This is a genomic window from Paenibacillus ilasis, from assembly GCF_043195395.1.
Classification (GTDB): domain Bacteria; phylum Bacillota; class Bacilli; order Paenibacillales; family Paenibacillaceae; genus Paenibacillus_AQ; species Paenibacillus_AQ lautus.
This window is the reverse complement of sequence record NZ_JBHDJG010000001.1, coordinates 2,642,238-2,666,473: the sequence shown is the minus strand read 5'-3', so window position 1 is coordinate 2,666,473 and position 24,236 is coordinate 2,642,238. Positions and strand designations below refer to the sequence as shown.

General features: G+C 45.1%; 21 protein-coding genes. 5 read left to right on the top strand and 16 right to left on the bottom strand.

Annotated features, from left to right (window positions below; translation table 11 throughout):
* Positions 1 to 227: 227 nt before the first annotated feature.
* A complete protein-coding gene (locus ACETK5_RS12240; RefSeq protein ID WP_326113689.1) occupies positions 228 to 887 on the bottom strand; it encodes a TetR/AcrR family transcriptional regulator in 660 nt (219 codons plus the stop codon).
* Positions 888 to 1,008: 121 nt separating this feature from the next.
* On the opposite strand from ACETK5_RS12240, the gene ACETK5_RS12235 reads away from it, so the two are divergent.
* The 3 genes from ACETK5_RS12235 (at position 1,009) to ACETK5_RS12225 (ending at position 4,307) form a co-directional block, all read left to right on the top strand.
* Positions 1,009 to 2,574 carry an FAD-dependent monooxygenase gene (locus ACETK5_RS12235; RefSeq protein ID WP_394055879.1) on the top strand — a complete coding sequence of 522 codons (1,566 nt, stop codon included), beginning with the start codon at positions 1,009 to 1,011 and terminating at the stop codon, positions 2,572 to 2,574.
* A 99-nt stretch (positions 2,575 to 2,673) separates the two neighbouring features.
* Positions 2,674 to 3,600 carry an ABC transporter ATP-binding protein gene (locus ACETK5_RS12230; RefSeq protein WP_165789639.1) on the top strand — a complete coding sequence of 309 codons (927 nt, stop codon included), beginning with the start codon at positions 2,674 to 2,676 and terminating at the stop codon, positions 3,598 to 3,600.
* Positions 3,597 to 4,307 carry an ABC transporter permease gene (locus tag ACETK5_RS12225; protein WP_394055877.1) on the top strand — a complete coding sequence of 237 codons (711 nt, stop codon included), beginning with the start codon at positions 3,597 to 3,599 and terminating at the stop codon, positions 4,305 to 4,307. Before ACETK5_RS12230 ends, ACETK5_RS12225 begins: the two co-directional genes overlap by 4 nt.
* Before the next feature lie 717 nt (positions 4,308 to 5,024).
* Here the strand turns inward: ACETK5_RS12225 and ACETK5_RS12220 are convergent.
* The 13 genes from ACETK5_RS12220 to ACETK5_RS12160 form a co-directional block, all read right to left on the bottom strand.
* The gene (locus ACETK5_RS12220) at positions 5,025 to 5,516 is read right to left on the bottom strand and encodes a hypothetical protein (RefSeq protein WP_394055875.1); all 492 of its coding nucleotides are present in this window, start codon (positions 5,514 to 5,516) and stop codon (positions 5,025 to 5,027) included.
* A 355-nt stretch (positions 5,517 to 5,871) separates the two neighbouring features.
* Positions 5,872 to 6,954 (bottom strand): nucleotidyltransferase domain-containing protein, encoded by a 1,083-nt coding sequence (locus tag ACETK5_RS12215; protein WP_326113684.1) that lies wholly within the window; start codon positions 6,952 to 6,954, stop codon positions 5,872 to 5,874.
* Between the two features lie 586 nt (positions 6,955 to 7,540).
* On the bottom strand, positions 7,541 to 7,996 hold the full coding sequence (locus ACETK5_RS12210) for a GNAT family N-acetyltransferase (protein ID WP_100537165.1): 456 nt from the start codon (positions 7,994 to 7,996) through the stop codon (positions 7,541 to 7,543).
* A 159-nt stretch (positions 7,997 to 8,155) separates the two neighbouring features.
* Positions 8,156 to 9,955, bottom strand: a complete 1,800-nt coding sequence (locus ACETK5_RS12205; protein ID WP_394055872.1) for an ABC transporter substrate-binding protein — start codon at positions 9,953 to 9,955, stop codon at positions 8,156 to 8,158.
* 364 nt (positions 9,956 to 10,319) lie between these two features.
* Positions 10,320 to 11,390 (bottom strand): serine hydrolase domain-containing protein, encoded by a 1,071-nt coding sequence (locus ACETK5_RS12200; RefSeq protein WP_326113682.1) that lies wholly within the window; start codon positions 11,388 to 11,390, stop codon positions 10,320 to 10,322.
* A gap of 428 nt (positions 11,391 to 11,818) precedes the next feature.
* Positions 11,819 to 13,696, bottom strand: a complete 1,878-nt coding sequence (locus tag ACETK5_RS12195) for a M56 family metallopeptidase (protein WP_394055870.1) — start codon at positions 13,694 to 13,696, stop codon at positions 11,819 to 11,821.
* A complete protein-coding gene (locus ACETK5_RS12190; RefSeq protein WP_100537169.1) occupies positions 13,696 to 14,106 on the bottom strand; it encodes a BlaI/MecI/CopY family transcriptional regulator in 411 nt (136 codons plus the stop codon). The genes ACETK5_RS12195 and ACETK5_RS12190 overlap by 1 nt, the downstream gene beginning before the upstream one ends.
* Before the next feature lie 227 nt (positions 14,107 to 14,333).
* Complete coding sequence (locus tag ACETK5_RS12185) at positions 14,334 to 15,074, bottom strand: hypothetical protein (RefSeq protein ID WP_326113680.1); 741 nt, start codon at positions 15,072 to 15,074, stop codon at positions 14,334 to 14,336.
* Positions 15,075 to 15,700: 626 nt separating this feature from the next.
* Positions 15,701 to 16,459 carry an ABC transporter permease gene (locus tag ACETK5_RS12180; protein WP_326113679.1) on the bottom strand — a complete coding sequence of 253 codons (759 nt, stop codon included), beginning with the start codon at positions 16,457 to 16,459 and terminating at the stop codon, positions 15,701 to 15,703.
* Entirely contained in the window at positions 16,456 to 17,205 is a 750-nt protein-coding gene (locus tag ACETK5_RS12175; protein ID WP_100537172.1) for an ABC transporter permease, read from the bottom strand. The genes ACETK5_RS12180 and ACETK5_RS12175 overlap by 4 nt, the downstream gene beginning before the upstream one ends.
* Positions 17,202 to 17,924 (bottom strand): ABC transporter ATP-binding protein, encoded by a 723-nt coding sequence (locus tag ACETK5_RS12170; protein ID WP_459213716.1) that lies wholly within the window; start codon positions 17,922 to 17,924, stop codon positions 17,202 to 17,204. The genes ACETK5_RS12175 and ACETK5_RS12170 overlap by 4 nt, the downstream gene beginning before the upstream one ends.
* A gap of 83 nt (positions 17,925 to 18,007) precedes the next feature.
* Positions 18,008 to 19,018 carry a HAMP domain-containing sensor histidine kinase gene (locus ACETK5_RS12165; RefSeq protein WP_326113678.1) on the bottom strand — a complete coding sequence of 337 codons (1,011 nt, stop codon included), beginning with the start codon at positions 19,016 to 19,018 and terminating at the stop codon, positions 18,008 to 18,010.
* On the bottom strand, positions 19,015 to 19,692 hold the full coding sequence (locus ACETK5_RS12160) for a response regulator transcription factor (protein WP_100537175.1): 678 nt from the start codon (positions 19,690 to 19,692) through the stop codon (positions 19,015 to 19,017). The genes ACETK5_RS12165 and ACETK5_RS12160 overlap by 4 nt, the downstream gene beginning before the upstream one ends.
* Before the next feature lie 215 nt (positions 19,693 to 19,907).
* Between ACETK5_RS12160 and ACETK5_RS12155 the strand changes: the two genes are divergently transcribed.
* Positions 19,908 to 20,504, top strand: a complete 597-nt coding sequence (locus ACETK5_RS12155) for a dihydrofolate reductase family protein (RefSeq protein ID WP_394055865.1) — start codon at positions 19,908 to 19,910, stop codon at positions 20,502 to 20,504.
* Between the two features lie 357 nt (positions 20,505 to 20,861).
* Here the strand turns inward: ACETK5_RS12155 and ACETK5_RS12150 are convergent, their stop codons facing one another.
* Together ACETK5_RS12150 and ACETK5_RS12145 are read right to left on the bottom strand one after the other, a co-directional pair.
* Positions 20,862 to 21,935, bottom strand: a complete 1,074-nt coding sequence (locus ACETK5_RS12150) for a Gfo/Idh/MocA family protein (protein ID WP_326113677.1) — start codon at positions 21,933 to 21,935, stop codon at positions 20,862 to 20,864.
* Positions 21,936 to 21,956: 21 nt separating this feature from the next.
* Positions 21,957 to 23,117 (bottom strand): Gfo/Idh/MocA family protein, encoded by a 1,161-nt coding sequence (locus tag ACETK5_RS12145; protein ID WP_326113676.1) that lies wholly within the window; start codon positions 23,115 to 23,117, stop codon positions 21,957 to 21,959.
* Between the two features lie 158 nt (positions 23,118 to 23,275).
* On the opposite strand from ACETK5_RS12145, the gene ACETK5_RS12140 reads away from it, so the two are divergent.
* Positions 23,276 to 24,145: an AraC family transcriptional regulator gene (locus tag ACETK5_RS12140; protein ID WP_100537179.1), complete on the top strand. Its 870-nt coding sequence runs from the start codon at positions 23,276 to 23,278 to the stop codon at positions 24,143 to 24,145.
* The last annotated feature ends 91 nt before the right edge of the window (positions 24,146 to 24,236 follow it).

Sequence of the window (24,236 nt, the reverse complement as noted above, 5' to 3'; positions counted from 1 at the left end):
GCCGGCGACAGGCGAGATCTGTATCACCCCATGCTATCGGGTATAAAAAACAGAGCGATCCCTCCCAATGGGACTTCGCTCTGTTTTTATATTGCATCCGCCAACATTTTCTGAACATTAACGGTCATTTACTTGGAAATCAGTTTTGAAGTGCCTACACAACCTTAGCGTATATTTACGTTAAATTGGTGGCCCCACTAGTCTTTTATCGTTAAGCAAAATCGCAATCAGTATGATGGTTGATTTTCGTTTTGAACGGTGCGTTTTCCATAAGCGCAAAGAAAGACGCGTACGCCTTCAGTGATGATACGTTTGGTTTGTTCCTTCTCCAGATCCCCTGCTTTTATCGGTTGATCAAATACCAATAAAAACGTTAAGGCAGCGAAGTGCTTTGTAGCCATTACAGGATCTGGCACATCGAGCAGTCCGTTTTGTCCAAACTCGGTAAACCTCCTGATAATCCCCTCTTCCGTTGCGTTATCCAGCTTTTCTAAAAACGAGGCTGGCAGGTTGGCGGCTTCCATTGTAACCAGACGGATCAGAGCGCTGTAATCGGACGAACCGTTCGCAGAAGCTACGAATTGTTCGCAGAATAAGATGAGCGCCTGCTCCAGATCCTCGAATTCCCACAGGTAGTCTGATATCCCTTGCTTGATCATGTCCAGAACCGCCTGACTGGTTTCTTCCACAACAGCAAGCAGCAAGTTCTGTTTGTCGCCATAATAATCATAAACGGTCCTTTTGGAAACCCCCGCTCTAGCTGCGACCGCATCGACGCTGGAGCGATCAAACCCATCTGAAAGAAACAGATCTCGTGCCGCTGCAATAATTTTAGCTCGTTTGTCTGAAGAGCCTTTGCGGATTTTTTTGTTTTCCGTATTATCCATGCTTACGTTTCCCCCCTACAGGTATACTATCAAAAATGAGTTCCACTTTACAAATTACACTGCACGGTGTAGTGTATTTAATGCAACATATCAAAATCAATGATCAAGGAGGATTTTATCCATGAAAACCGTGCAGTCTTTTGTAGATGTTCTCATTGTCGGGGCCGGACCAACAGGGCTTACACTTGCCTGCGACCTTGCCCGTCGAGACGTCGACCATCGTATTATTGAACGAAGTGCCTTATATAACGTAGCGTCTCGCGCCAAAGCAATCCAGCCCCGCTCGCTTGAGGTCGCCGATGATTTGGGGGCCGTTCGTTACATTATGGACACAGGGGTCGTGGATTTGCCTGTACGTTATTATAACGCAGATGGCAGGAGTGTGGACAAGCCGGCTATTACCGTTGCAGCCAGCATCGAACTGGAGACACCCTATCGTGATCCGGTCTGGATTGCTCAGTATGATGTGGAAAAAGCATTGCGCGACCGCTATGCGGCGCTTGGCGGTCAAGTCGAGTTGGGCGTGGAAGCTGTAGGGCTTGAACAGAATTTGGATGGTGTGACGGTAACCGTGAATACACCGCAAGGAGAAGAGCAAATTCGCGCTCGTTATGTCGTCGGCGCTGACGGGGGCAAAAGCAATATCCGCAAGTTTATTCAGTTGCCGCTGGTTGGAGAAACACACGATGATGAGCGATGGTATCTTGGCGATGTACGATTGGAAGGGTTGGATCGTGACCATATCCATATCTGGACATCTTCGGAGGGGATGGTCGGGGTGACACCGCTGCCGAAATCCGATATTTGGCAACTGCAGGCTACAATTCCGGCAGACATCGAAGAACCAGAGCAGCCGTCGCTAGAGGCGTATCAAGCCATGTTTGACCGTCGCGCCGGGGCCGGACGTGTTCGGCTCACGGATGCTTCCTGGCTGTCCATCTACCGGGTCAACGTCCGTATGGTTGAATGTTACCGCAACAGACGGGTTTTTCTTGCCGGCGATGCTGCTCATGTTCATTCGCCAGCTGGCGGTCAAGGCATGAATACGGGGATACAGGACGCCTACAACCTCGGCTGGAAGCTGGCGGCCGTCATACGCGGAGCGGACATCGCCTTGCTCGACACGTACGATGAGGAGCGCCGCCCTGTGGCTCAAGCCGTGCTCGAGGACAGCACGAAAAAGATGGGAAAGGTTGTAGGAACGGCGACTGAAGGTGGAACATTGTCCCAATCCTTGAGCACCATATCCGACGATCTGACGAGTGGGCTTCTCATTTCCTATCGGTTAAGTTCGCTTACCCGTCCGTCTGCTCGAACAAATGCTAACCGTTCATTTCCTGGAGATCGTGCTCCTAATGCTACGGGCCTGCAAGGTACCAGGTTTGCAGGAAGTGTCTTTGACCTATTGCGCGGTCCGCACTGGACGCTTTTGGCTTTTGCAAACTGCATCGATCCTTCTCTGAAGAACTTCACCAACGACGAACTCCATGTGCATTATATCCTGCCATCGAACGTGGAGGGGGCGGAAGGCATAATAGACACAGCAGGGAATGCCTATAGAATTTATGATGTAGCAAGTGAAGAACTCGTATTGATTCGTCCCGATGGTTACATCGCACTGCGTACCTCCTTTGATGATACCACATCGATTTTGAATTACTTGAATTTCATTTATCGCGAAAACTGATTTGGATAAGCCTGCGGCGATCTTTTAGAACATCTCAGGTGACTGCCGGCACTATTAATGAACTGAGTTTAAATTGATGATACGGAAAGGACTGTTTCTATGGAAGAGATTATTCGAACCATTAACCTGACAAAGCAATACGGGAATAAAGTCATTGTGGATCGCGTTTCGATTTCCGTTAAAAAAGGAGAAATCTATGGATTCCTGGGGTTGAATGGCGCAGGGAAAACGACAACCATTCGAGCTCTTCTCGGAATGAGTAAGCCTTCTTCCGGAGAAGTGTATTTGTTTGGTCAGCGCTGGGCGAATGGGAATCCAGATTTGTCGAGACGAGTAGGTTATATGGTGGAAGTTCCTTATGCCTACCCTAACTTTACGGTTAGGGAAAACTTGAGTTTGATGGCCAGGTTGCGAGGATTACCGGTTCCGAGGGCAGTTGACGAAATTATGGAGCAATTGAATTTGACCCAATATGCGGATAGTAAGGCAAGAGATTTGTCACTTGGTAACGCGCAGAAACTTGGATTGGCCAAAGCGTTAATTCATAAGCCGGACGTTCTGATTCTTGATGAGCCAACCAATGCGCTTGATCCTGCCGGAATTGTCGAGATAAGGGAGATGCTGAAAGCTCTAGCTTCTCAACAAGGGGTTACCGTGTTTATATCGAGCCATATCCTTGAGGAAATGTCCAAAATGGCTTCTCGAATCGGCATTATTCACAAAGGCGTATTGCTTGAAGAACTGACAACAAAAGACTTTGAAACCATCCGCCGAAAGCAGTTGATGATCGGTACGAAGGATGCTCGGAAGGCTCAAGCTATTCTTTCAGACTCCGGGTATGCGGTACATTCGATTCCGGATAACTGCCTTGCACTACCGGATGATCATGCCGTGAAGCATCCCGAACATATTGCGAGATTGCTTGCTCATCACGAAGTGCCGCTCACCATGCTTAACATTGAAGAAGAGAATTTGGAACATTATTTTCTCAAAGTAATCGGAGCCCAGGAGGGAAAACGAAAATGAGACCATTGTTGACAGCCTGTAGCGTTGAAATTTACAAATTGCGTCGATCCTTTGTTTTATGGGGCACGCTTCTGTTTATATTGTTTGTCATCACGTTGTTCTTGGGACAGCCCGATTGGTCTTCTTTTCTTAAACGGACTGCGTTTTTGTATGCATCCGTGTTTGGGCTGCTGGGGTTTGGATTGGTGACAAGCTGGACATTTGGCCGTGAGTATTCTGATCGGACGCTTAAGGATTTGCTCGGTTTGCCTATATCGCGCGGTAAAATAGCGATTGCCAAATATGTCGCAATTATATTTTGGTGTTTTGTAATGATGTTGATCAGCTTTGCTTATGCCTTAGTACTTGGTTTTGCTATCGGACTTCCTGGCTTTTCGTTCGCGATTGTACAACATTATTTGTTCCTAATACTTATCATTGGTGCTCTCCACCTATTATTAAGTGCCCCTCTTGCCCTATTGGCCTGTATATCGCGCGGTTATCTGGTGCCGATCGGCTTTGCTTTTACAACTTTGATGCTGGCATTGGTATTTGGGCCTACTGCCATTGGCACGTATCTGCCCTGGTCTGTACCTGCTTTGCATTTGCAGGAAAACGGCATCGCATCATTTCCCTTGGCAAATACCAGTTATTTTCTGGTATTTTTAATAGGACTGGCAGGCTTCATTGGGACGGTTAAATGGTTGCAAAACAGGGAGCAACGATGATTAACTAGAAAATACTTCTGAATAGAAATACATTTGGAAGGAGATGATGCACGCTCAATGTGCCTTCTATCTCTTTGAATCGCTTCATATTTTCCACTGGATTAAATTTCTCATGTTGATGCTTAATTCCACTACTCAACAATTCAATATAATAAAAGACAATATCAGTTTAGCATATCCAAGGATGCGCCTGAGTGTAAAAGGGGCGCATCCGTTCAAAATTGAAATTTATCATCCGAACATTACAGCTAGACTCTAGCAGTCGCTCTACAACTCGATGAATTCCATCTTCCTCTTCCAAATCTCCCTAATTAGAATCTGATGTTATCAAAATCCATATCGAGATCCTTTAACGATAAACTGCCCGTTAGCTTAATGAAATTACATGGAAACATAGTTAGATATTTATCTAATCGGTAATCGGCTGATGTTCTTGTCCTTGACTCGGGACAAGAACTTGTACCGATAAAACAAAAAAGCCGCTAAATTAGCTACTTTCTATGGAACTATGTTCTTGTCCTTTGACAAATAAGTTTCTCTGTCGTCTCCGTTCAGCCATGTTACAGTAATTCTATATGATCGCTAAACGCAAGGAGCTGAGAATATGTGACATCTACAAGGATAAATAAAGCCACGTTTAATATATCAACCGGCCATCACGGTATAGAATGTAACCTGCTGCATATCTGTTTTATATTTTAGTGGATGGATAGTGTATCACTCAACAAGCTGATCCTCAATAAAATGCATTCTCTTAATTACCTTCCCTTCCTTACTTTTGTCATAACTATAGTATTCTTTTTGTGAGTCTACATCTGACCAAATTATTGATGTAATCAGATCATGCTTATGATGTTCTATCCGATCTGTATTCATGTAGCTTTCATCGGGCTGCCAGTCTCTTGGAAAATCCTTGCTTTCCCTATAGAAGTACATATAAAAAATCCGGTTTTTTCCTTCTATTATTTTAATTTCGCCTTCAACTGGATGATCCTTACTGTATTTTTCAACTAATTCTTTCAATTGTATTAAATCCTTCGGTGGATTTAGAATCATATAGTGCTTTCTAACAGTCACCATTTCTTCATCCTTTTTACCAAAAACCTCTTCTGTATTGGCAATTTCGAAAATCTTTGTTTCCCCACTTGATTCCTTATTCATTGTACATCCAATTAAGTATGATGAAATTAAGAATATACCAATAATCAAAACTAGAATTTTTAAATCAACTTTAATTTCATTTCCCCCTCGGTATAACGTCTTATCTATAATGTAATCTTATTTGTGTCAAATTCCAACAATGTGGTCACTTTTGTGCATTTTTTATGACACAACTTTGACTACATAAAAATAAAAAAGCCTGATAAGTCAGGCTTTCAGCTTCAACAAATATAGACACTTTTGTGTCATTAGACATATATTGTCCGGCGGGTTGATTTCTAATAAAACTCGTATTAGACAGCACAGAAATTAATTCTACACTGCCCTTCAACAATCCCATTTTATTGGATATATTTGTCAACCGTCACGTTTCCGCGGACTTATTACGAACTGGGATATAAGATCAATGATTGATATAATGGGCATATAATTGCTCGAAGGTTGTAAAACGTTCGACTTCTCTGCCGACCTTACCATATTCGTCTACATATTCATCCATCATCTCAAGGAACTTCTCTTTCATTACTGGTAAATCACTTGCATCAAAGTACTGCATGAGATCAAATTTCTTGGTTCCTTTCTCCGCAGCCATTTCATCAAGATATCCTTGTGCTCCAAAGGCCGAAAGAAAGGCATAGGAGGCATCGTTCGTTTTAACACTGTTCAAGATTTTATTGCGGTAGTTGCACCACAATTCTTCGTAAGTTCCCCTCAGATTATCAAATGTCGGAGTGGGTTTAGCAATGAAGTTATCACACATCTTGCTATGTAACCTCGTAACGCTGTTCAACATATTAAAAGAAGCCATTCGGATATCTTCAATGGTATGAGCTTCGATGACTGACATGTATAAGTATTCGAGATCATCTGGAACATAGCGATACGAGCGTATTTCTTCTAAATATCGCTTGATTCCTCGTTTGATGCACGTGTTATTCATGCTGACCAAGGCATTGACCAGATTGTACAGAACGCCGGCAGATGCATGTCTCACTGAACCAATATTATCACCCAGCATCGTATCGCTGTATGCTTGCTTAGCCAGATCGATCCATTTTTTTGCTCGGTTAAGACACGCTTCTCCTATCGGCTCCGCAAGCGCATCAAGAGCTTTTTGCCTAAAGTCGTTCAATTTCTCCAAATCCTCAGGCTTTGCATAATAGAGAATTTTGAGCTCGGTTAGGCTCGATACGTTGGGACTCTCTAAGATGGATTGTGCGTGTATTCTTGTATCCCATGGTGTGCAATAGATGTCATAGCCAACATCATCTAAGATGAAGCAATCGGATATTCCCCATCCCCTTTCTGTATTATTTATGATAATTAAATCAAGATCGCTCTTCTCGTGAAAGTCCCCGGTGCTAAACGAACCAGTAAGCCCAATAATTGCGATATCGTCTAGAAAATCTCTTCTTGCGCGTTCGATCACCATGTTGATCAGCAGTTCATTTTTGTCCAGCAGCTTCTTCTTTATGATTTCGTTCATTTGTTACACCCCTTCGTATGAGACGGCCGTCCTTCATCACTACAACCTCAACTAGAGTCTATCGATTTAGAGGTGCGGTTGCTATGTATAAGTTGATTTAATTCATCTTTGCACAAAATCCGCTAGACTTTCGCAGTTTTTTTCACGGTTGTAGACCCATAATCGTACCAAAGTGTCACCTTTGTGGGCATAACTTCAGTTATTATCATATACATGTTGCGCCATCAACCGGGAATCGTACATGGATAATAAATCATTGCCTGGATAATAGCGCTGCCCTCCTAACATCAAATCCGATGTTAGATTAGGTATTCTATGATTGTATTGAGCAATCCTGCCCGTTAGCTTAATGAAATTGCTTGGAAGCTTAGTTAGACACTTATCTAATCGGTAAACGGCTCCTGTTCTTGTCCTTTACGGCAATCGGTACAAGTTCTTGTCCTTGACTGGGGACAAAAACTTGTGCCGATAAAACAAAAAAGCCGCTAAAATAGCGACTTTCAATGGGACAATGTTCTTGTCCTCCGACGTGAGTTGGTGGCAGGAAGCATGTCCTTTTTTTTACATCAAGCTCCGCAAGTTTAGGTTACAGCTCTCGGGTCATAAAGGTACTGTAAGGATCGAGCGTATAGTCCGCAAATGGCCCACACTCCTCAAACCCGAAGGCCGCGTACAGCCGTCTGGCCGGCTCGAACGACGCCATCGATCCTGTCTCCAGGCTCAGCCGCCGGTATCCCCGCCGCCGGGCCTCCTCAATCATATGGGCCAAGATGGATCGGGCCACGCCTTTACGTAGGTGGGCGGATGCGGTCCGCATCGATTTGATCTCGCCGTGGCCAGGATCGAGCTCCTTAAGTGCCCCGCAGCCAAGCAGCTCTCCCTGCTCCCACGCGCTCCAGAACGTCACGTCCGGCCGGCGGAGCCCGTCCAGATCAAGGGCGTGCACGCTCTCCGGCGGCGACTCCTCCGCCATGCCTTGAAGATGCTCGCGGATCAACGCGGCAATTTCCGGCCCTCTTAAATCATCCAACATAATTTCCATACCGTTCACCTTCGCTTCGTTGGTAAATTTTCATCTCATCTGCTGTGATCATTGTACTGCCGCACAGGTTTAAGAAAAAGGTAATCTTTCCGGGAAACATTTCCCCTTTCGTCACATGTCATGTTTTCCCGTACCGTATCCGTTATAGCTCTCCCGCCATTACCCTTCTCCTTTAAACCAGATGTCCTTAAAATCTACCCAACCGGCAGCATTCAGCCTTACACCCTGCTGCGCCGGATGGAACAGCACCCGGGCTTCATTGTAGGTCAAATAGACGGCCGTGCCGCGTTCCATCAGCCAGGTCTCCAATCGCTGAAACACCTCGTCCCGGGCTTCCGGTTCCGCCTTCTGAAGCAGCTGCCCCACAAGCACATCTACCTCCGCCTGCAATTCGGGATCCAGCATGCTGCGAATGAAGCTGTACCGGGACAGCAAATATTCGATCTGCCGAAGCAGCCCCTCGCTCAGCAACGCCTCAAACAGGATCAGGTCCGCCTCCCGGATCCGCTCTTCCTTCATCATGTCCTCCCAGGGTACAATATGCACGTCCAGCCGGACCCCGGCCTGACCATATTGCTGCTGAAGCCAGTAAGCCGCTTGCTCATGACGCCGGTAAGCGTACAGCTTCAGCCCCTCTCCGCTGTATCCGGACCGTTTCAATTCCCTGGTTGCCTCTTCCAGATCATACATTGGATCAGCGGAAGCCGGCTTCGGCTCAAGGTGAAAACCGGGGCATGGAAAGGAGTACGGGTACCCCAGCTCCCGAACCATGCGGCTCCGGTCAACCGCAAGTCCAAGTGCTCTGCGGAAGGAACCAGTTTGCAGGATTCCCGGCTTTGCGAGGTTTATGGTCAGCATGCTGCATCCGGTGACGAGACGGCTGCGCCGCCATGTCTTCAGCTCCTGACGGCGGGCTTCTCCCGTCTCGACGACCAGTACCCCCGGATTGGTCTCTACCGTCCATTCTCCACCGGTGTCCGAGATGATCATCACTTCGATACGATCGATCTGGCCCCGGGCCGCATAATAATTTGGGAATACCTCGAGAACGCACATCCCCGGCGTAAACTTAGCGATCCGGTAAGGCCCGGCCCCGACGGGCAGGCTGCCGGGAACACTTCCGGTCCCGGATTCGCCAGTGTTGTGGGAAAGGACCGCTGCCCCCGTGTGAGACATAAATACCGCGAACAGAACATTGGGCTGACGCAGCTCCATGCGGACTATATAGCGGGATTCAGCGTAGATCTCAACGATGTCCCTGCACAGCCAGGAATGATTTTTGGATTCCTGCTGAACGCGGAACAGACTGTATTTGACGTCATCGGCCGTAAGCTCCGTGCCGTCGTGAAACGTCACGCCTTTCCGCAAATAGAATGTCCAACAGCAGGCATCCGTACTGGGCTCCCAATGAAGTGCGACGCCCGGAATAACCTTGCCGGTTGCCCTATCCAGCTCGACCAGGGTCGCATGGATCTGGCGGATCATATGGGTGTCGAAAGCATACATCGCGTCCGCCGGGTCCAGCGTCACGATCGGCCGGTATATCGGCAGGCGAAGCGTCTCCACAATACGGCCCTCCCCAATCGTTTCCATGCGGTATCCGAAATACCCGGTCAGCCAGGCCATGAACCGCTGCTTCACTTCGGGTTCGCCCGCCTGCTCCTTTACCCAGAGCAGCGCGCCTTGCAAGTCCCCTTGCCTCACGTAATGCTGTGCTTCCAGAATCACGAACTCCCGCTTGTCCGCCAGAAACGTCAGCTCCGACCGATGGCTCCTGCCCTGCCCGGCCGCATACCGGACCAGGCCGGCGTCCGTCATTTTGCGCAGGATCAGCCTGGCGTTACGGGGCGTGCAGTACAGGGCCTCGGCCAGCCCGTCGATCGTCACCCGGAACGGCTCCCCTTCTTTTTCGTCGGAATAAGCGCTTCGCAGCCTAAGATAATCCTCTGCCAATCTCACCGGCCATGGCTCCTTTTGCTTAAAAAATGGTATGAATCCAACATACAAATTTTAATGGCGCATTTCAATCCCAGCGGTCGGGCTTTTCTGTAGGGAGCAAAAAGGCAGCCTTTGGGCCCGTTTCAGCCTTCAGACTGCCTGTCCGTATATTTTGTGGTTGTACGCTAGCTACTTCAGCAGTTCAACCGCCTGCGCATCTGGATTCGACATCCATATCTGTTCCACCTTGTAAACCATTCTTGACTTTTCACATTATCTAAACAAATGAACCATTGCACCACGCTATCCTGCCCATAAATTTAAGGAAGGCAGCTGATCAATCTGACCGGCTGCCTTCTTGGCTTTATTCAACTATCGTCTCCCGTTACTTTAATGACTTTTCTCTATGTATGATTGCTTCAAATATTTTTTTACCTGTAGAGTCTATCATCGTTCCTTGAGAAGGCTCTTTTTTAGTAATCCATTTTATTATTTGAGCAAAATAATAATCCATAAGAACATTGGAGAAAAAAGAATAGTTTGATAGCAACACAATTCCTACACGGAGTTCCTTGTTGAAAGCTAGATAACTATTAAAACCAGCTGAACCCCCGTTATGCCAGAGGATATCTTTATCTAGAAGTTTATCCTCACCCCAGCCAAAATAACGGTTTGAATTTCCGATCCATATCGGGAGATGACTTTTTTGTAGTATAGAGGCTATCGGATTATCATCATTTAGATTGGCTTGGACAAATAAACTCAAATCGCTAACAGAGGACTTAATACCACCAGCACCTTCATGTATACCGAGATCCCAGTGAGGGACTCTTTTCCCAGTTGAGGCATGTCCATTCAAAAACCTGCCATCCTGTTCTGTATCAAGCATAACGGCTGTCTCATTCATCTTTAATGGACTGGTTATATATTTTTTTAACAGTTCGTCATACTTGCTTCCTGACACCTTACATAGAATGTTTCCCAGCAGGGCCACACCGATATTGGAATATCCAAACGAACCAATGCTATTAGTGTAGTCAGCATTAGCTAAAAAAGCAGTCAAATCTTCCTCGGTATACATTGAATAAGGATTCGATCTTTTTTTAGCCAAAATGTGGTTGGTTGCCAATATAGGTAATCCAGAGGTATGAGTAGCAAGGCTTTTCAAGGTAATTTTATTCAAATAATCGTTTTCAGTGTTCTGCACAAACTTACCAACTATGTCATCCGAGGAAAGCAGTTTTTCCTGTTCCATTTCTAATAAAAGTATTGATGTAAAAACTTTGGTTATGGATCCGATTTCAAACAACATATTCTCAGGAGGGACCATACTTTTCTTTTTACTATTACAAAACGAAAAGTATTCAATATCTCCCTCCCTAATAATCCCGATAGCAAGATGTAAATGTTTCTTATCTTTCGTGTAATCTGAAACAAAACTTTGTAAATCCTTCATATTAAAAGTTACCCCTTTTAGTTTTATGATGCTTTCATTACTCGAATGTTGAAATCACGGTAATTAACCTATTTTGGGAAGCTAGATTATGTATTCGTTTCCATTTCCCAACATTCCTGCCCGTTAGCTTAATAAACATTTACGGCAATCGGTACAAGTTCTTGTCCTTGGCTCGGGACAAGAACTTGTACCGATAAAACAAAAAAGCCGCTTTAATAGCGACTTGCAATGAGACTATGTTTTTGTCCTCCGACAGGAAGCTCGATATGTAAAAAGCCTTCTAAAAAGTGTGAAACACCCTACCGTTGATTACAAGGAGGGATTTGTGTCAATTTACAAGGAAATCATGATCAATAAAATAACCCATGCAATCCTATTTCTAGGACTGCATGGGCTTACCCGCGCAAGACCAAAGCTTGCTCAAAATATTATTTCTGCACCGCTTCTTTCAGAATGTCGACCTTCTGTTCCTTGGACATATCCCATGTGGTTGAAATGCTGTATTCGAAGCCGCCTTCATGCCAAAAAACGTATTTTGGATAGATATGTGCCGGTAAGTCATCCTCAAAGAAACCTTTTTTCTTGCTTCCTTCTGCTTCTAGCATATATTTAGAAATGGCCAGCGTATCTTTCCCGTTCGTATATTCAAGTCGGATGGTTGCCGCCTCTTTCCAATCTATCTTTTTCGCGTAGATGGGTTTTCCGCTCTTCTTGCCTTCGGCCCTTACTTCATCAAGGAACTTTCCTTCGGTTGGACCTTCAATTCTCGCTTTGGCTAACTTATATCCTTCCGGCAGGTTGGCGGGCTGCTTCAGAATGGAACCCTCCAGAGTGGAAGCTCTTTTCAAATAGTCCTCGTAAGCAGAGAATTTTTCTACCGCTCCCCAATAACTTAGATCGAGACCGCTGTTAAGATCCTTATATTTATGATACAGAACGTACATATCACCGGTCTCTTTACTTAGCTTCTTCACTCTATTGGTCTCATCTTCGATATACTTCTTTTCCTCTGGAGTTAGAGCCTTGGCTGCTGCTTCTGCTTTTTTTCGGGCCTTTTCCAGCTCTTTCTTGTTGAACTCACGGTCTACATCCCCCTCGGGGTAGATAATATCCTGATCATTATTCCCAGCAGTTTTTAGATCCTGTTCCGATTGTACGGAAGCCTTTGGTGTTACGCTCCCCGCATCGCTTTCCTTGGCATTAACCAATGTCACGCTGCCAAGCGCTAGAATCATCCCCAGCCCCAGAATGGACAGGCGGTATGATTTTTTGTGAAAATGTTTAATCATCGTAAGTCTCCTTTTCATTTGTTTATGTGTGGCAGACAGGCCGGCAAGCCCCGGCTGGCGTTGGTTTCCTGAAAAATGCTCCAACACATGGATGATCGTTTGTCCGTATGCATTGTTTTGCTGCGGGCTCATCCGATTCAAGGCGCATGCATCGCAGGCCATCTCCTGATCCTGTCTTGCTTTACGTACGGCTAGCCATAATAACGGATTAAACCAATGGATGATCAGGATGATATGCATCAACCAGTTCACGGCGATGTCCCGTCGCTGAATATGTGCGAACTCATGCGCCAGAATATATTGAAGTTGATCTTTTTTCAGCGTGATGAGCAGACTGGGCGAAATGACGATCGCCGGCTTGCTAAATCCTACCACGGCAGGTCCAGGAATTCGCTCGCTGGACAGAAATTGCACTTTTTGCTTCACGCCTAATTGCTGTTTCGTCTCGTGAAACACTGCCGATAGAAAAGGCGTATCTATCTTTCGGCCCGTGCGCAGGGCTTGTTTCAATCGAAGCTGGTCGTATACCGTTTTCGCGGCAAGAAGCAGCACCCCCGCAAGCCAAACCGCAATCAGCGTATTGGTGAAGCCTATTTGGTTGAACCCCTTCCACCAAAAGCCTCTCTCCTGCACGAGTCCCGATTCAAGGGATGGAGCAGGTACTTCCGAGGTCCCGCTTGCTTCCGGGTTTGTAGAGCGCTCCACATGAACCGTCGCCTCGCTTATTCTCCCCGCTTCTTTCCCACCCGATGAAACTTGAGTTTGTTGATGAATACCGGGTGCTATGGCCTCCAAAGACAAAACATTGTATAGGCTAAGCGAGGATTCCGGAGCCCAAGGGAGCAGCAAGCGTATGGCCACAGGAAGCCATAGCCAATATTTCCATCTGGCCTCAATCTTGTTTCTTAATAGAAATTGCAGGATCAGGACAAGTACGATCAGGATGGAGGCCATGAACGATCCGCGAATTAACCAGCCGAAAATAGATAATAAATTTTCATACAATGTAAAACTCATCAGGGCTCTCTCTTTTCTGTTTCCCCGTCGCTGCGGTTATCGTCAAACAAAGCCTTTAGATCCTCGATTTCTTGCGCATTCAGTTTTTTATCCTGCAGAAAGTTAGCCAGCATCGGCTTTAAAGCTCCCCCATAAAGCTTTTTCATGAAAGATTTGGTTTCGAACTGCAGATACTCCTGCTCGCTGATGATCGGATAAAATAGTTGGGTGCGCTTTGAACCCTTTTCCAATTTCGCACCCGCTGCTTCCTTCTGCACCAGACGACTTAGGAGCGTCCGGGTCGTATTGGGGCTCCACCCCATTCGATCCGTCATTTGTTTTACGACCTCGCTGGAAGGGCAGTCCGGATTTGTCCACAATACGCGCATAATTTCCAGTTCTGCATCCGTAATCGGTGGTATTTGATTCATGAATGAAACCTCCAAAGTCAATTTACTCAGACTACATATGTAGTAATAATACACATCCTACATTTGTAGTTTAGTAATGTCAACTTGTTTGGCAGACCGTAATTTCTCGTTTTTGTTACACGAAAAAATGATTCGCCCCGCCTGTCCGGCATGATGATCTGCAAAAGAACCCATGTCATCGTATTTTGGAGCGCCTGTCCGAGAAAAAATATAGCTGGCGCAAAATGTTATTTTTTCACGGCTGCTTTTAGCACTTCGATCTTCTGTTTCCTGGACATATCCAAAGAGGAGGTTGAAATGCTGTATTCGAATTTGCCGCCATCATTCCAAAAAACGTATTTTGGAAAGACATGCTTCGGCAGCTTATCGTCAAAGAAACCTTTTTTCTTGCTTCCCTTCGAATCTACCGTATACTTGGAAAAGCCCAGCGTGTCTTTTCCACTCGCATATTTAATACGGATGGTTGCCGCCTCTTTCCAATCGATCTTTTTCACATAGATGGGCTTTCCGCTCTTCTTACCTTCGGCCCTTACTTCATCAACGAACTTTCCTTCGATCGGACCTTCAATGACCGCTGATAGAAACTTATATCCCTTTGGCAGGTTGGCAGGCTCCTGCAGAATGGACCCCTTCAGGGTTGAAGCTTTTTTCAAGTAGTCCTCGTATGTAGCGAATTCATGTACCCCTCCCCAATAGCTAATATCAAATCCGCTATTTAATTTTGGGTACTTATGATACAGGACATACATATCACCCGACTCTTGGGTCAACTTCTTCACTCTCTGGATCTCTTGTTCGATAAACTTTTTTTCCTCAGCAGATATAGGTTTGGCTGCTTCGGCTGTTTTTTTAACAGCGGCTTCTTGGGATTTCTCGTAGGATTGCGCCTTCGCCACGAGGCTTACGGAAGAACCCATTAATAAAATGCTGCTTAGTGTCGCGATTGCTACTTTCGTTGCTGCTTTCATTTGGTAATGCTCCTCTCCTATAATTTAATTTTTATTTTTGCAAACTACAGTTGTAGTTGTAAATTAATACTACAACTGTAGTTCAATAATGTCAATACGGTTTGTGCAGAAATTTTTTAGTTTTCGTTGAATACAAAAAAAAGCCGCTAATATAGCGACTTATTATGGGACCATGTTCTTGTCCCTCAACCAGTTAGTTATGCGTACTTAAATTGAATAAATCCCTATCTCATTCGGTTTTTTATGATTTGTCGGATGATATTCTTATTCGCTAGCAGGAGGGAAACATAAAGAAGCAACCCCATATAACGGAGAAAACAAGACAAAAGTTTAAAGAATGAATCTGTCATTCAAACCAAATCCATATGTTGTATAACAATAAAAAAGCGGCATAAGCTTGTTTACACCATATACTCCATAAAGACTGACCTAACCTACTTTTAAGCGTCCGCATTCTGTAAATACAGGCCTGCAAATTTTCTTCAGAAGTATTGCCTCAATTTGTGATACGGTTCACTGAGATTGAACTTAAACCTCCTCCAAGTAGCATTGGGATACTTAGATATTCATCTAATCGATAATCAAAAATCACTACCGTTATATTTTTGAATTGATGAAACTTTAACTTATGCATCTCGCCTACGGTAAAATACAATAGCTATTGTAATAAAGATTATTGTCCATAATATTGAAATACCTGTCCCTTGCATTGGTGTAAGGGCGTTTATTTCATCAGGAGAAGGCATCATATACATATAATACCCTGCCGTATCCGGAAAATAATTTTTAAACCTAGGCAGGAAATCTCTCGTCAATGGACTGATAACGAAATAATAACCAAGCAGTACCACTAAAGCAGGTGTGGTGCGTCTTAATAAAGCTCCCATAGCTGCACTGAGAAGTGCGGTTAAGGTTAGATAGCCTGTTGCACCTGCTAATGCTTCGATCATGATGCCTATTTCAAACCCTACTGCTGTGTCTCTCATCCTAATAAAACTATAAAGTACTCCTGATGCAGTAATAATAAAAGCCGCAGGAATGGTTATGATTGCCAATGCCAAATACTTCGTGGATAGTTGAAGCCCACGCCAAGGTATCGTAATTAATGTAGTTCGAATCTGTCCATCGGTATACTCCGAACAAGCAGCTTGGATTCCAAGAATAATGAACCCTGCTTGAAGATATCCCATAGTAGCAAGCCCTATATTCAGTATACTTTGCGTCCCTGCTGCACCTTGTAGTCCAACCGAAGTAAAAGCTGCGGCTAAAAGTAAATTAAGAATGAATGCACCCATAAGAGTGAGCCATGTCAATGGTAATGTAACTAATTTATCTAGTTCAGCACGAAGGATCTGTGTTCTGTTTCTTCTGGAAAGGACACTCATGAGTTAACGTCCCTCCTATGGAATACAATAGCTGCAACAATGAAAAGAACGACTACCCAGGCAAACATGACTAAGCCGCCTGTAAACGGGGAGAGAAATCTGTCGCTCAGAAACATAAACATTTCAAGGCCAACCCTATCTGGTAAGTATAACGCCAACTTTGTAACCTTAGAAAGCAGGAAACTGAATGATACTACGGATGTATTTATGATGAGCACAGCAAGCGGAATCGTGCCATTCTTAGTTAGAACAGTAATCCCAAATGCCAAAAGAGCAGTGAATGTCCAGTAACAAACTGCACCGATCAGTTTAGACCATTCAAATGCAGGGGTATATTCACCAAGAACCAGATGCGTAGCTGTCAAAGTTGTCATTATAGCCACAACACAAAACAGTATGCTGATTACTGTCACAGCGCCTGCTTTTGCCAGCAAAAAATAAAGCCTTGATGAAACAACAGTTAAACTTGTTGTAATCTGTTGACCTCCGCCAGATTCACTACTCTCTGTCAAAAACTCACTGCTGACAGCAAGCACACCTAGAATAATGACACCTTGCACACCAAGAGCTAGTCCAATATAGCCAACTTCCAATAGTCGTGCGCTAACCCCAGCTATAATCTCCTCTTTTTGTGCTATACTGTCCAAGGCAGATATGAACGCTGGGGCAAATGCTCCAATAAGAAAGGCAAGCCACATGCCGGGCAGGGAGAACAATTTAGATAGTTCTGCGTTGAATGCTCTCATACAACGACACCTGCTTTGTCAGATGTCAGGGCAAAAAAGGCTTCCTCCAGCGAGGAATGGTTACCCATTACTTCCTCCAATGTTCCATCTGCAACGATTTTCCCATGCTTAATAATCACCACATCATCAACAGTCTCTGCAAGCTCTCCTATTAGATGGCTGGATAGTAACACCGTGTTTCCGGACTCAGCACGTTCACGTAAAAATGTCCGAATAAAGCGAATTCCTTCCGGGTCAAGCCCGTTCACGGGTTCATCTAAAACCAATATTTTGGGATCACCCAGTAGCGCAGCTGCCATTCCGAGTCTTCTCCCCATACCAAGAGAATAATTCCCGACTCTTTTGTCAGCTGCTTTAGTAAGACCTACCATGTTCAGAACTTCCTCGACACGTGAGTGAGACAATCCTGCGGCACGAGCAATCCATCGTAAATGTGCCCGCCCTGTTCGCCTACGATGAGCTCCAGATCCATCCAATGTTGCACCTATTGTTGCTGCAGGATTATATAATTTTGCGAATGGCTTGCCATTAATTAGTGCACTTCCTGAGGTGGCACGATCTAATCCAAGCAATATGCGAAGTGTAGAACTTTTACCTGCCCCATTTGGACCTAAAAAACCAGTTACTCTACCTGGCCTAGCTTTAAAGCTGATACCTGATAAGATTTCTTGATTTCCGCGATGTTTGACTAAGTTATTAATTTCAATCAACCATAACACTCCCTTTCTGTTATGGTTTCCATTATAAAGAAGCAAAGTTACATCACGTTTATCAGCCTGTTTAATTCTGGATTAACTTTAAGTTAAGCTCTACCAATAGTTACTCTTGTGCCATTTTCATTGGATGTAATGTCAGCCATCAGCTTCATTTTGTTCAACATAAAATTACATGTCGATAAACCAATCCCCGCCCCAAGCTCATAGGAAGAGTTATCCATACCTGGACCTCTGTCCGCAACAATGATCTGTTCTTGTTCTACATCAACCACAATGTTGGCATATTTCCCCTCCGCTGCATGGCGAAGAATATTCTGAAATAAATTGTCCAGAACCCGTGCCATCCATGTAGGATCTGCTTCCCAATAAAAGGTCTCCTCTGCCGGTAGATTAACATCCAGCTGAATTTCTTTTTCTTCAAAAACGGGATACCACGCAGCAACAGATGCTCTTACTAAACGCACAATATCTGTTGAAACAGGCCCAAAAGGATGTTTCCCTGAAGTAAGCAGTGTATAGGAAAGTAAATCATTCATTAGATCTCCAACTCTTGTAATCGTATGGTTGATCTCTGTTAACGAGTTTTGTCCATCTATGCTCATGGATTCTTTATTTAATCTGGTGACATGACCTCTCAAAATGGTAAGTGGCGTTCGTAAGTCGTGTGATAAATTCGCAATGAGCCGATGTCGTAGCAATTCCTCTTCATTTTCTCGCTTGCGACTGTCTTCAAGCTGTTGAATCATCCAATTAAAAGAAGCTCCTAGCTGGTCTATTTCATCCATACGATCACTTTGAACTGATACGGGTTTGGGAAATGAGTTATTTTCAACTGAAAATGACATGTATTTCTGTAAGCGGGTGAGACGATTGCGAAGTTTCAAGAAGAACAGCCAAGATATTACAACAAATGCGACCATAATAAAACCAAATAGTGACACGGTAATGTAGAATTGATCTAACGTATTCATTTCTTTTTGATTAATATCAGAAACCCCAAAAAACGCACTGAAGAAAATAAGCACAATGGGAGGTAAAAAGATAAATAGAAAATGTACTTTTAGAAAACGACGAAATAAGGATCTATTCTGTTTCATAGTTTCACCCGATAGCCTATTCCCTTCAACGTTTCAATAATCTCCGGGGAATCGGGATCACGTTCCAGCTTTTGACGCAATCGATGGATATGTACCATTATGGTTTTATCACCAGTAATATAAGCTTCCTGCCAAATCGCTTCATAGATTTGTTCTTTGGGCAAAACTTGATTAGGGTGGCGTAAGAAGTACATTAATATTTGATGCTGCCTCCCTGTTAATATAATTTCTTCTCCTGTGCGTTTGTCATATACCATTTGAACTTCTGGATCTACTTCAATATGATCCCCTAATGAAATGCGTTCGGAATGCGTTCCACCACTTCGACGGATTAATACTTCTATTCTTGCAACTAATTCATCCGTATGGAATGGTTTCGTTAAATAGTCATCGGCAAATTGCAATCCATCTACCTTGTCATCGATCGATGTTCGAGCAGATAACAGCAAAATAGGAACAGCAGGGGCTGCCTTCTTTAATCGTTTTCCCACAGTAAATCCGTCTAACCCGGGTAACATGATATCCAAAATAACTACTTCATGCGGGCTTACTTCTTGTTCGGCACCTTCCCCAGAAAGCAGCCATTGAACCGAAAACCCTCGCTGTTCCAGCTCTTCTTTGACCCAGCTGCCTATTTTTTCATTATCTTCAATATATAACACGCTTCTTTTCAATTAACATCCCTCTCTCTACACGGTGTTCTCTATTAGACAGATTAACACAATCTAAAATAAGGTTTCCATTTAAGACAATTTTAAAAATACTTAGATATTCATCTAATCGGTAAACGGACTATGTTCTTGGCCTTGACTCGGGACAAGAACTTGTACCGATAAAATAAAAAAAACGCTAAAATAGTCAGTAATCCAGATGTAGGAGGAACTCAATTATGAGAAAAATTATTGTGCTTGAACATGTCTCCCTTGATGGTGTCATACAAGCCCCGGGCGAGCGAGACGAAGATATCAGCGGCGGTTTCGCATATGGCAGGTGGTCAGCGCCATATTCTAACGAGATTGTTGGAACGCTACTGAGAAGGCAGATGAACATGCCGTTCGATCTGTTGTTAGGGCGCAAAACCTATGAAATTTGGGCACCGTATTGGCCGCAACATGCGGACGTATGGCCGAGGGCCAACAAGGCAACCAAGTACGTCGTCTCGAACACCATGACATCTGGCGTATGGCAGCCGTCCGTGTTTTTAAGTGGAGATATTGCGGGAAAAATCACTCAAATCAAGCAACAGCAAGGACCAGATTTGCACGTTTGGGGAAGCGGTGATCTCATCCAGACGCTTATCAAGCATGATTTGGTGGATGTGTTCTGGCTGATGATATATCCTATAACGTTGGGCAGTGGAAAGCGGTTGTTTGCTGATGGCACTACCCCGGCAGCATTTAAGGTGACGGAAAGCAAAGTCGCCCCGAATGGCGTTATTGTCGTGAATTACGAGCGTGCAGGCGCAATCACAACCGGAAGTTTATGAATATTCGCGCAGTGTCAGGCAGCTAACATCAAGTTCAGCGTGCAGGAAAACCTGTCGCTTAACTAACCGGTAACATTAGTTCAATGAAACAGCGACAGTCTAGGACTTTTTTTCTCGTCCATGGCAGTCGCTGTTTCGTTCGCAGGATGGATTGTGGTTGAGCGGCCATTTAAAGCTGCAAACGCGATTGCTGTTCGTCCTGTCTGACTAGTCGAACCGATGTTGGCGGCGTACTCAGGAGAAGCATTAAAAAGAGGTCTAGGCTCTCTCTGCCTAGACCGTGCTTTTGATGATATCTTAGTGAACCCCGTGAAGTCTCACAGAAAATCATCTATTCTATATACATTCTTGAATTCACTACGTTATCCGCATAGCTTTCTGCTGCGCTTTCAGACACAGTTCTGCCGCCATAAAAGCGTGCGCTTGGGTCATGGCGTTCTCGGTTCGATTCAAGCAGTCGAGAATCAGTTCGCCGAAGAAGGGATATCCAACCTTACCGGACACTTGAAAATGATACTCTCCTTCTTTGTTGACTAGATAAACATGATCGCTGGCACGGTCGCGGGCGATATCGATATACTTTCTTAGCTCGATGTATCCTTCCGTACCCAAAATGAGCGTACGACCGTCCCCCCAAGTACCTAACCCGTCCGGTGTGAGCCAGTCAACTCGGAAATAATGCGTGGCTCCGTTATCCCCTAACAGCGTAGCGTCGCCGAAATCCTCAAGCTCCGGGTATTCAGGACTATGGTAATTACCGACTTTGCTGTGGAGCACCTCCGCCTTCTCGCAGCCGGCGTAAAAGAGGAATTGTTCAACTTGGTGACTGCCGATATCGCACAGGATTCCTCCGTAGCGTTCCCTTTGAAAGAACCATTCCGGCCGGGAAGGTGCATTCAGGCGGTGCGGACCGAACCCTGTCACTTGGACTACTCGGCCAATCGCGCCTTGCTGGGTAAGCTGTCCGGCATAAACCGCCGATTCCACATGCAGCCTTTCGCTGTAGTACACCATATACTTTCTTCCGGTTTCACGAACTTTTGCTCTGGCCGATTCCAGTTGCGTAAGCGTCGTAAACGGCGCTTTATCCGTAAAATAATCCTTACCTGCGTCCATGACCCTAAGACCGAGCGCGCAGCGTTCCGATGTAACTGCCGCGCCTGCAACCAGGAGAACGTCCGGATCGGAAAATATCTCGTCTTCCGATGAAGCTATTTTAACTTGAGGGAAGGTCCGCGCGAATGCCTCAGCTTTGGCGGGGTCGCGGTCATATACCCACTTTAACGTTGCTCCCGCTTCGATCAGCCCGTTCACCATACCGTAAATATGTCCGTGGTCGAGCGCAACAGCGGCGATGATACATTCGCCCGGCTTCACCACCGGACTGGGCTTCCCCTTCGGGGCATAGTTCATTCCGTCGCTTTTCTCCATAACGATAAGCCTCCACCATCATCATTGTTTTTCGCCATAATTGCTTCCTGTCGTGATCTTCCCATCCTCAAAATTCTCAACGCTCTTGCCCTTTTGGTGAAAATAAGGAATATTTTGTTGGGCACCTTCTTGTGTATAGAAGGGATCATCCTTTCGTAGAGGAAGTTGTACGTTTTCTCCCATGCTTGCGGATTTGTAGATGCTCATGATCAACTCCAATGTGCTGCGGCCGTTTTCTCCGTCGATGAGCACCGGCGTTCCCTTCTCGATCGCGCTCAGCACATTGTCGATCTGACCGGCATGGCCTTCGTACGGCAAATCCGGCAATTCGTCATAGTATTTCTGAATTTTTTCTTCCAGTTCCAAATCGCGTTCAGGGAATCCGTTCGGCAAGGAAGTGGAAGCCGTTACCCGCCATGGGGCGGAAATCCGTGCAAACTGTCCTTGGAAGACGTATTGCTGCTCTTCTCCGTGGTGGACGACCGAACTGGTAAGTTGTCCCAAAGCTCCGTTCGGATATTTCATCATCGCGATGGATAAATCCTCAACCTCGGCATTGTCATGCGCAACGTTAGCCATGTAAGCTTGTACGTGGCTAGGTCGACCTAGCATCCACAGCAATCCGTCGATATGATGTACGGCATGATTCAGAGTGGGGCCTCCCCCCTCTTTCTCCCAAGTGCCGCGCCACCATAAGTCGTAATAACAATGGCCCCGCCACCAGAAAGAATCCACTTGGGTATGTAGAATCTTGCCGGCCAGACCGCTATCCAGCACTTGTTTAAGCTTCATAATCGGATTTCTGAATCGATTCTGGGCGATCACGGACAACACCTTGCCGTTATTCCGTGCCGCTTCGATCATGTCATCACATTCCTTAAGCGACGCTGCCATAGGTTTCTCTACAATGACATGGCTTCCTGCGTTCAGGAAATCGACCGCAACCTGCGCATGAACGTACGGAGGCATACAAATGGACACAAGATCGATTCCGTCTTGAAGAAGTTCCTTATAATCATGTACGATTTTAGCTTCCAGTCCGTACTGCTCCCGCCTCACTTCAGCCTTCTCTGGGTAAAGATCGCATAAGGCAACAATTTTACAGCGGTCCTTAAACTGCAGATAGGCTTCGATATGACTGGGCGAAATTGCACCCGTACCTATAATCGCAACCTTTAACATACGTTATTTTTGCCTCCCAACTTTATTTTTTATATAAAAATTATATCCGGTGCAGCCTTGTAAATGTGTTTGGCTATGGGGGAAAAATAACGCTAGATTGCGGATTGTATGGTATATTCAAAGCATGTACGAAGACGAGGAAGAAGGAGGCAAACAAGTTGTCATTGGTTGCAAGCAACTACAGTATCTCTCCCTTGTACTTTGCCTATAGACGTAAAAGCGAAAATTACGAGCATAAAGAGACTTTCCATTCCCATCTTGGCCTTGAAGTGTTGTACATTCATCAAGGAAGGGGAACCATGATCGTTAACAACCATAGCTATGAGATTAAGCCAGGCATGCTTTGTATATTTCAGCCCTGTCAACTCCACCACCTAAAGCTTGAATACGACGATCATCAATGCTTCGAACGTTCGATTGCGATTTTTGAACCGACCGTGTTTGATGCTTATTTTAAACAGTGGCCCGCTCTCCATGAATTTTACAATTATATTTATCTAGGCAATCTTCCTTTCCCTTGTTTATATGAGGTCGACGACCCTTACCTGGACGGTGCATACAAGAGCATGAACGATCGATTCCCGACGCTGTCCGACACGGAAAAATATGAAGAAATTTCGCTGTTTCTTGTCGCACTTTTTCGCTCCTTGAAACCAATCTGGGATAAGCGGAAAGAACGGAGTTCAACTTACCAAACCCGTAAAAATCATCGGGTGGAGCACATCTTAACCTGGATTGAAACGAATTATACGATTCCTTTCCGATTGGACGATATGGCGAAGTCGCTGCATCTATCTCCCTACCATTTGTCACATCTCTTTAAAGAAGCGACAGGGATCAGCATCACGGAATACATAGCAGCCCGAAGGATTCATCAATCCATACAGCTCCTTGCGACTACCAAAAAACCGATCTCGCTTATTGCGGAGGAGATTGGATTAACAAATAGCTCTTATTTTTGCAAATGGTTTAAAACGCATATGGGAATCACGCCGCATCAATATCGCAAAAAATGGACGAGTACCTAAATAACGGGAATGCGCCTATTTATATTCAAGCATGCCCGATTCAGCACAACCTCTGATATTGCGGAATCCTCTTCTTGGCTCAGGTAAGGCT

Excerpts from the sequence above, each read along its gene's own strand:
- ACETK5_RS12240 (WP_326113689.1), bottom strand. The coding sequence starts at position 887 with ATGGATAATACGGAAAACAAAAAAATCCGCAAAGGCTCTTCAGACAAA.
- ACETK5_RS12235 (WP_394055879.1), top strand. The coding sequence starts at position 1,009 with ATGAAAACCGTGCAGTCTTTTGTAGATGTTCTCATTGTCGGGGCCGGA.
- ACETK5_RS12230 (WP_165789639.1), top strand. The coding sequence starts at position 2,674 with ATGGAAGAGATTATTCGAACCATTAACCTGACAAAGCAATACGGGAAT.
- ACETK5_RS12225 (WP_394055877.1), top strand. The coding sequence starts at position 3,597 with ATGAGACCATTGTTGACAGCCTGTAGCGTTGAAATTTACAAATTGCGT.
- ACETK5_RS12215 (WP_326113684.1), bottom strand. The coding sequence starts at position 6,954 with ATGAACGAAATCATAAAGAAGAAGCTGCTGGACAAAAATGAACTGCTG.
- ACETK5_RS12210 (WP_100537165.1), bottom strand. The coding sequence starts at position 7,996 with ATGGAAATTATGTTGGATGATTTAAGAGGGCCGGAAATTGCCGCGTTG.
- ACETK5_RS12200 (WP_326113682.1), bottom strand. The coding sequence starts at position 11,390 with ATGAAGGATTTACAAAGTTTTGTTTCAGATTACACGAAAGATAAGAAA.
- ACETK5_RS12195 (WP_394055870.1), bottom strand. The coding sequence starts at position 13,696 with ATGAGTTTTACATTGTATGAAAATTTATTATCTATTTTCGGCTGGTTA.
- ACETK5_RS12190 (WP_100537169.1), bottom strand. The coding sequence starts at position 14,106 with ATGAATCAAATACCACCGATTACGGATGCAGAACTGGAAATTATGCGC.
- ACETK5_RS12185 (WP_326113680.1), bottom strand. The coding sequence starts at position 15,074 with ATGAAAGCAGCAACGAAAGTAGCAATCGCGACACTAAGCAGCATTTTA.
- ACETK5_RS12180 (WP_326113679.1), bottom strand. The coding sequence starts at position 16,459 with ATGAGTGTCCTTTCCAGAAGAAACAGAACACAGATCCTTCGTGCTGAA.
- ACETK5_RS12175 (WP_100537172.1), bottom strand. The coding sequence starts at position 17,205 with ATGAGAGCATTCAACGCAGAACTATCTAAATTGTTCTCCCTGCCCGGC.
- ACETK5_RS12165 (WP_326113678.1), bottom strand. The coding sequence starts at position 19,018 with ATGAAACAGAATAGATCCTTATTTCGTCGTTTTCTAAAAGTACATTTT.
- ACETK5_RS12155 (WP_394055865.1), top strand. The coding sequence starts at position 19,908 with ATGAGAAAAATTATTGTGCTTGAACATGTCTCCCTTGATGGTGTCATA.
- ACETK5_RS12150 (WP_326113677.1), bottom strand. The coding sequence starts at position 21,935 with ATGGAGAAAAGCGACGGAATGAACTATGCCCCGAAGGGGAAGCCCAGT.
- ACETK5_RS12145 (WP_326113676.1), bottom strand. The coding sequence starts at position 23,117 with ATGTTAAAGGTTGCGATTATAGGTACGGGTGCAATTTCGCCCAGTCAT.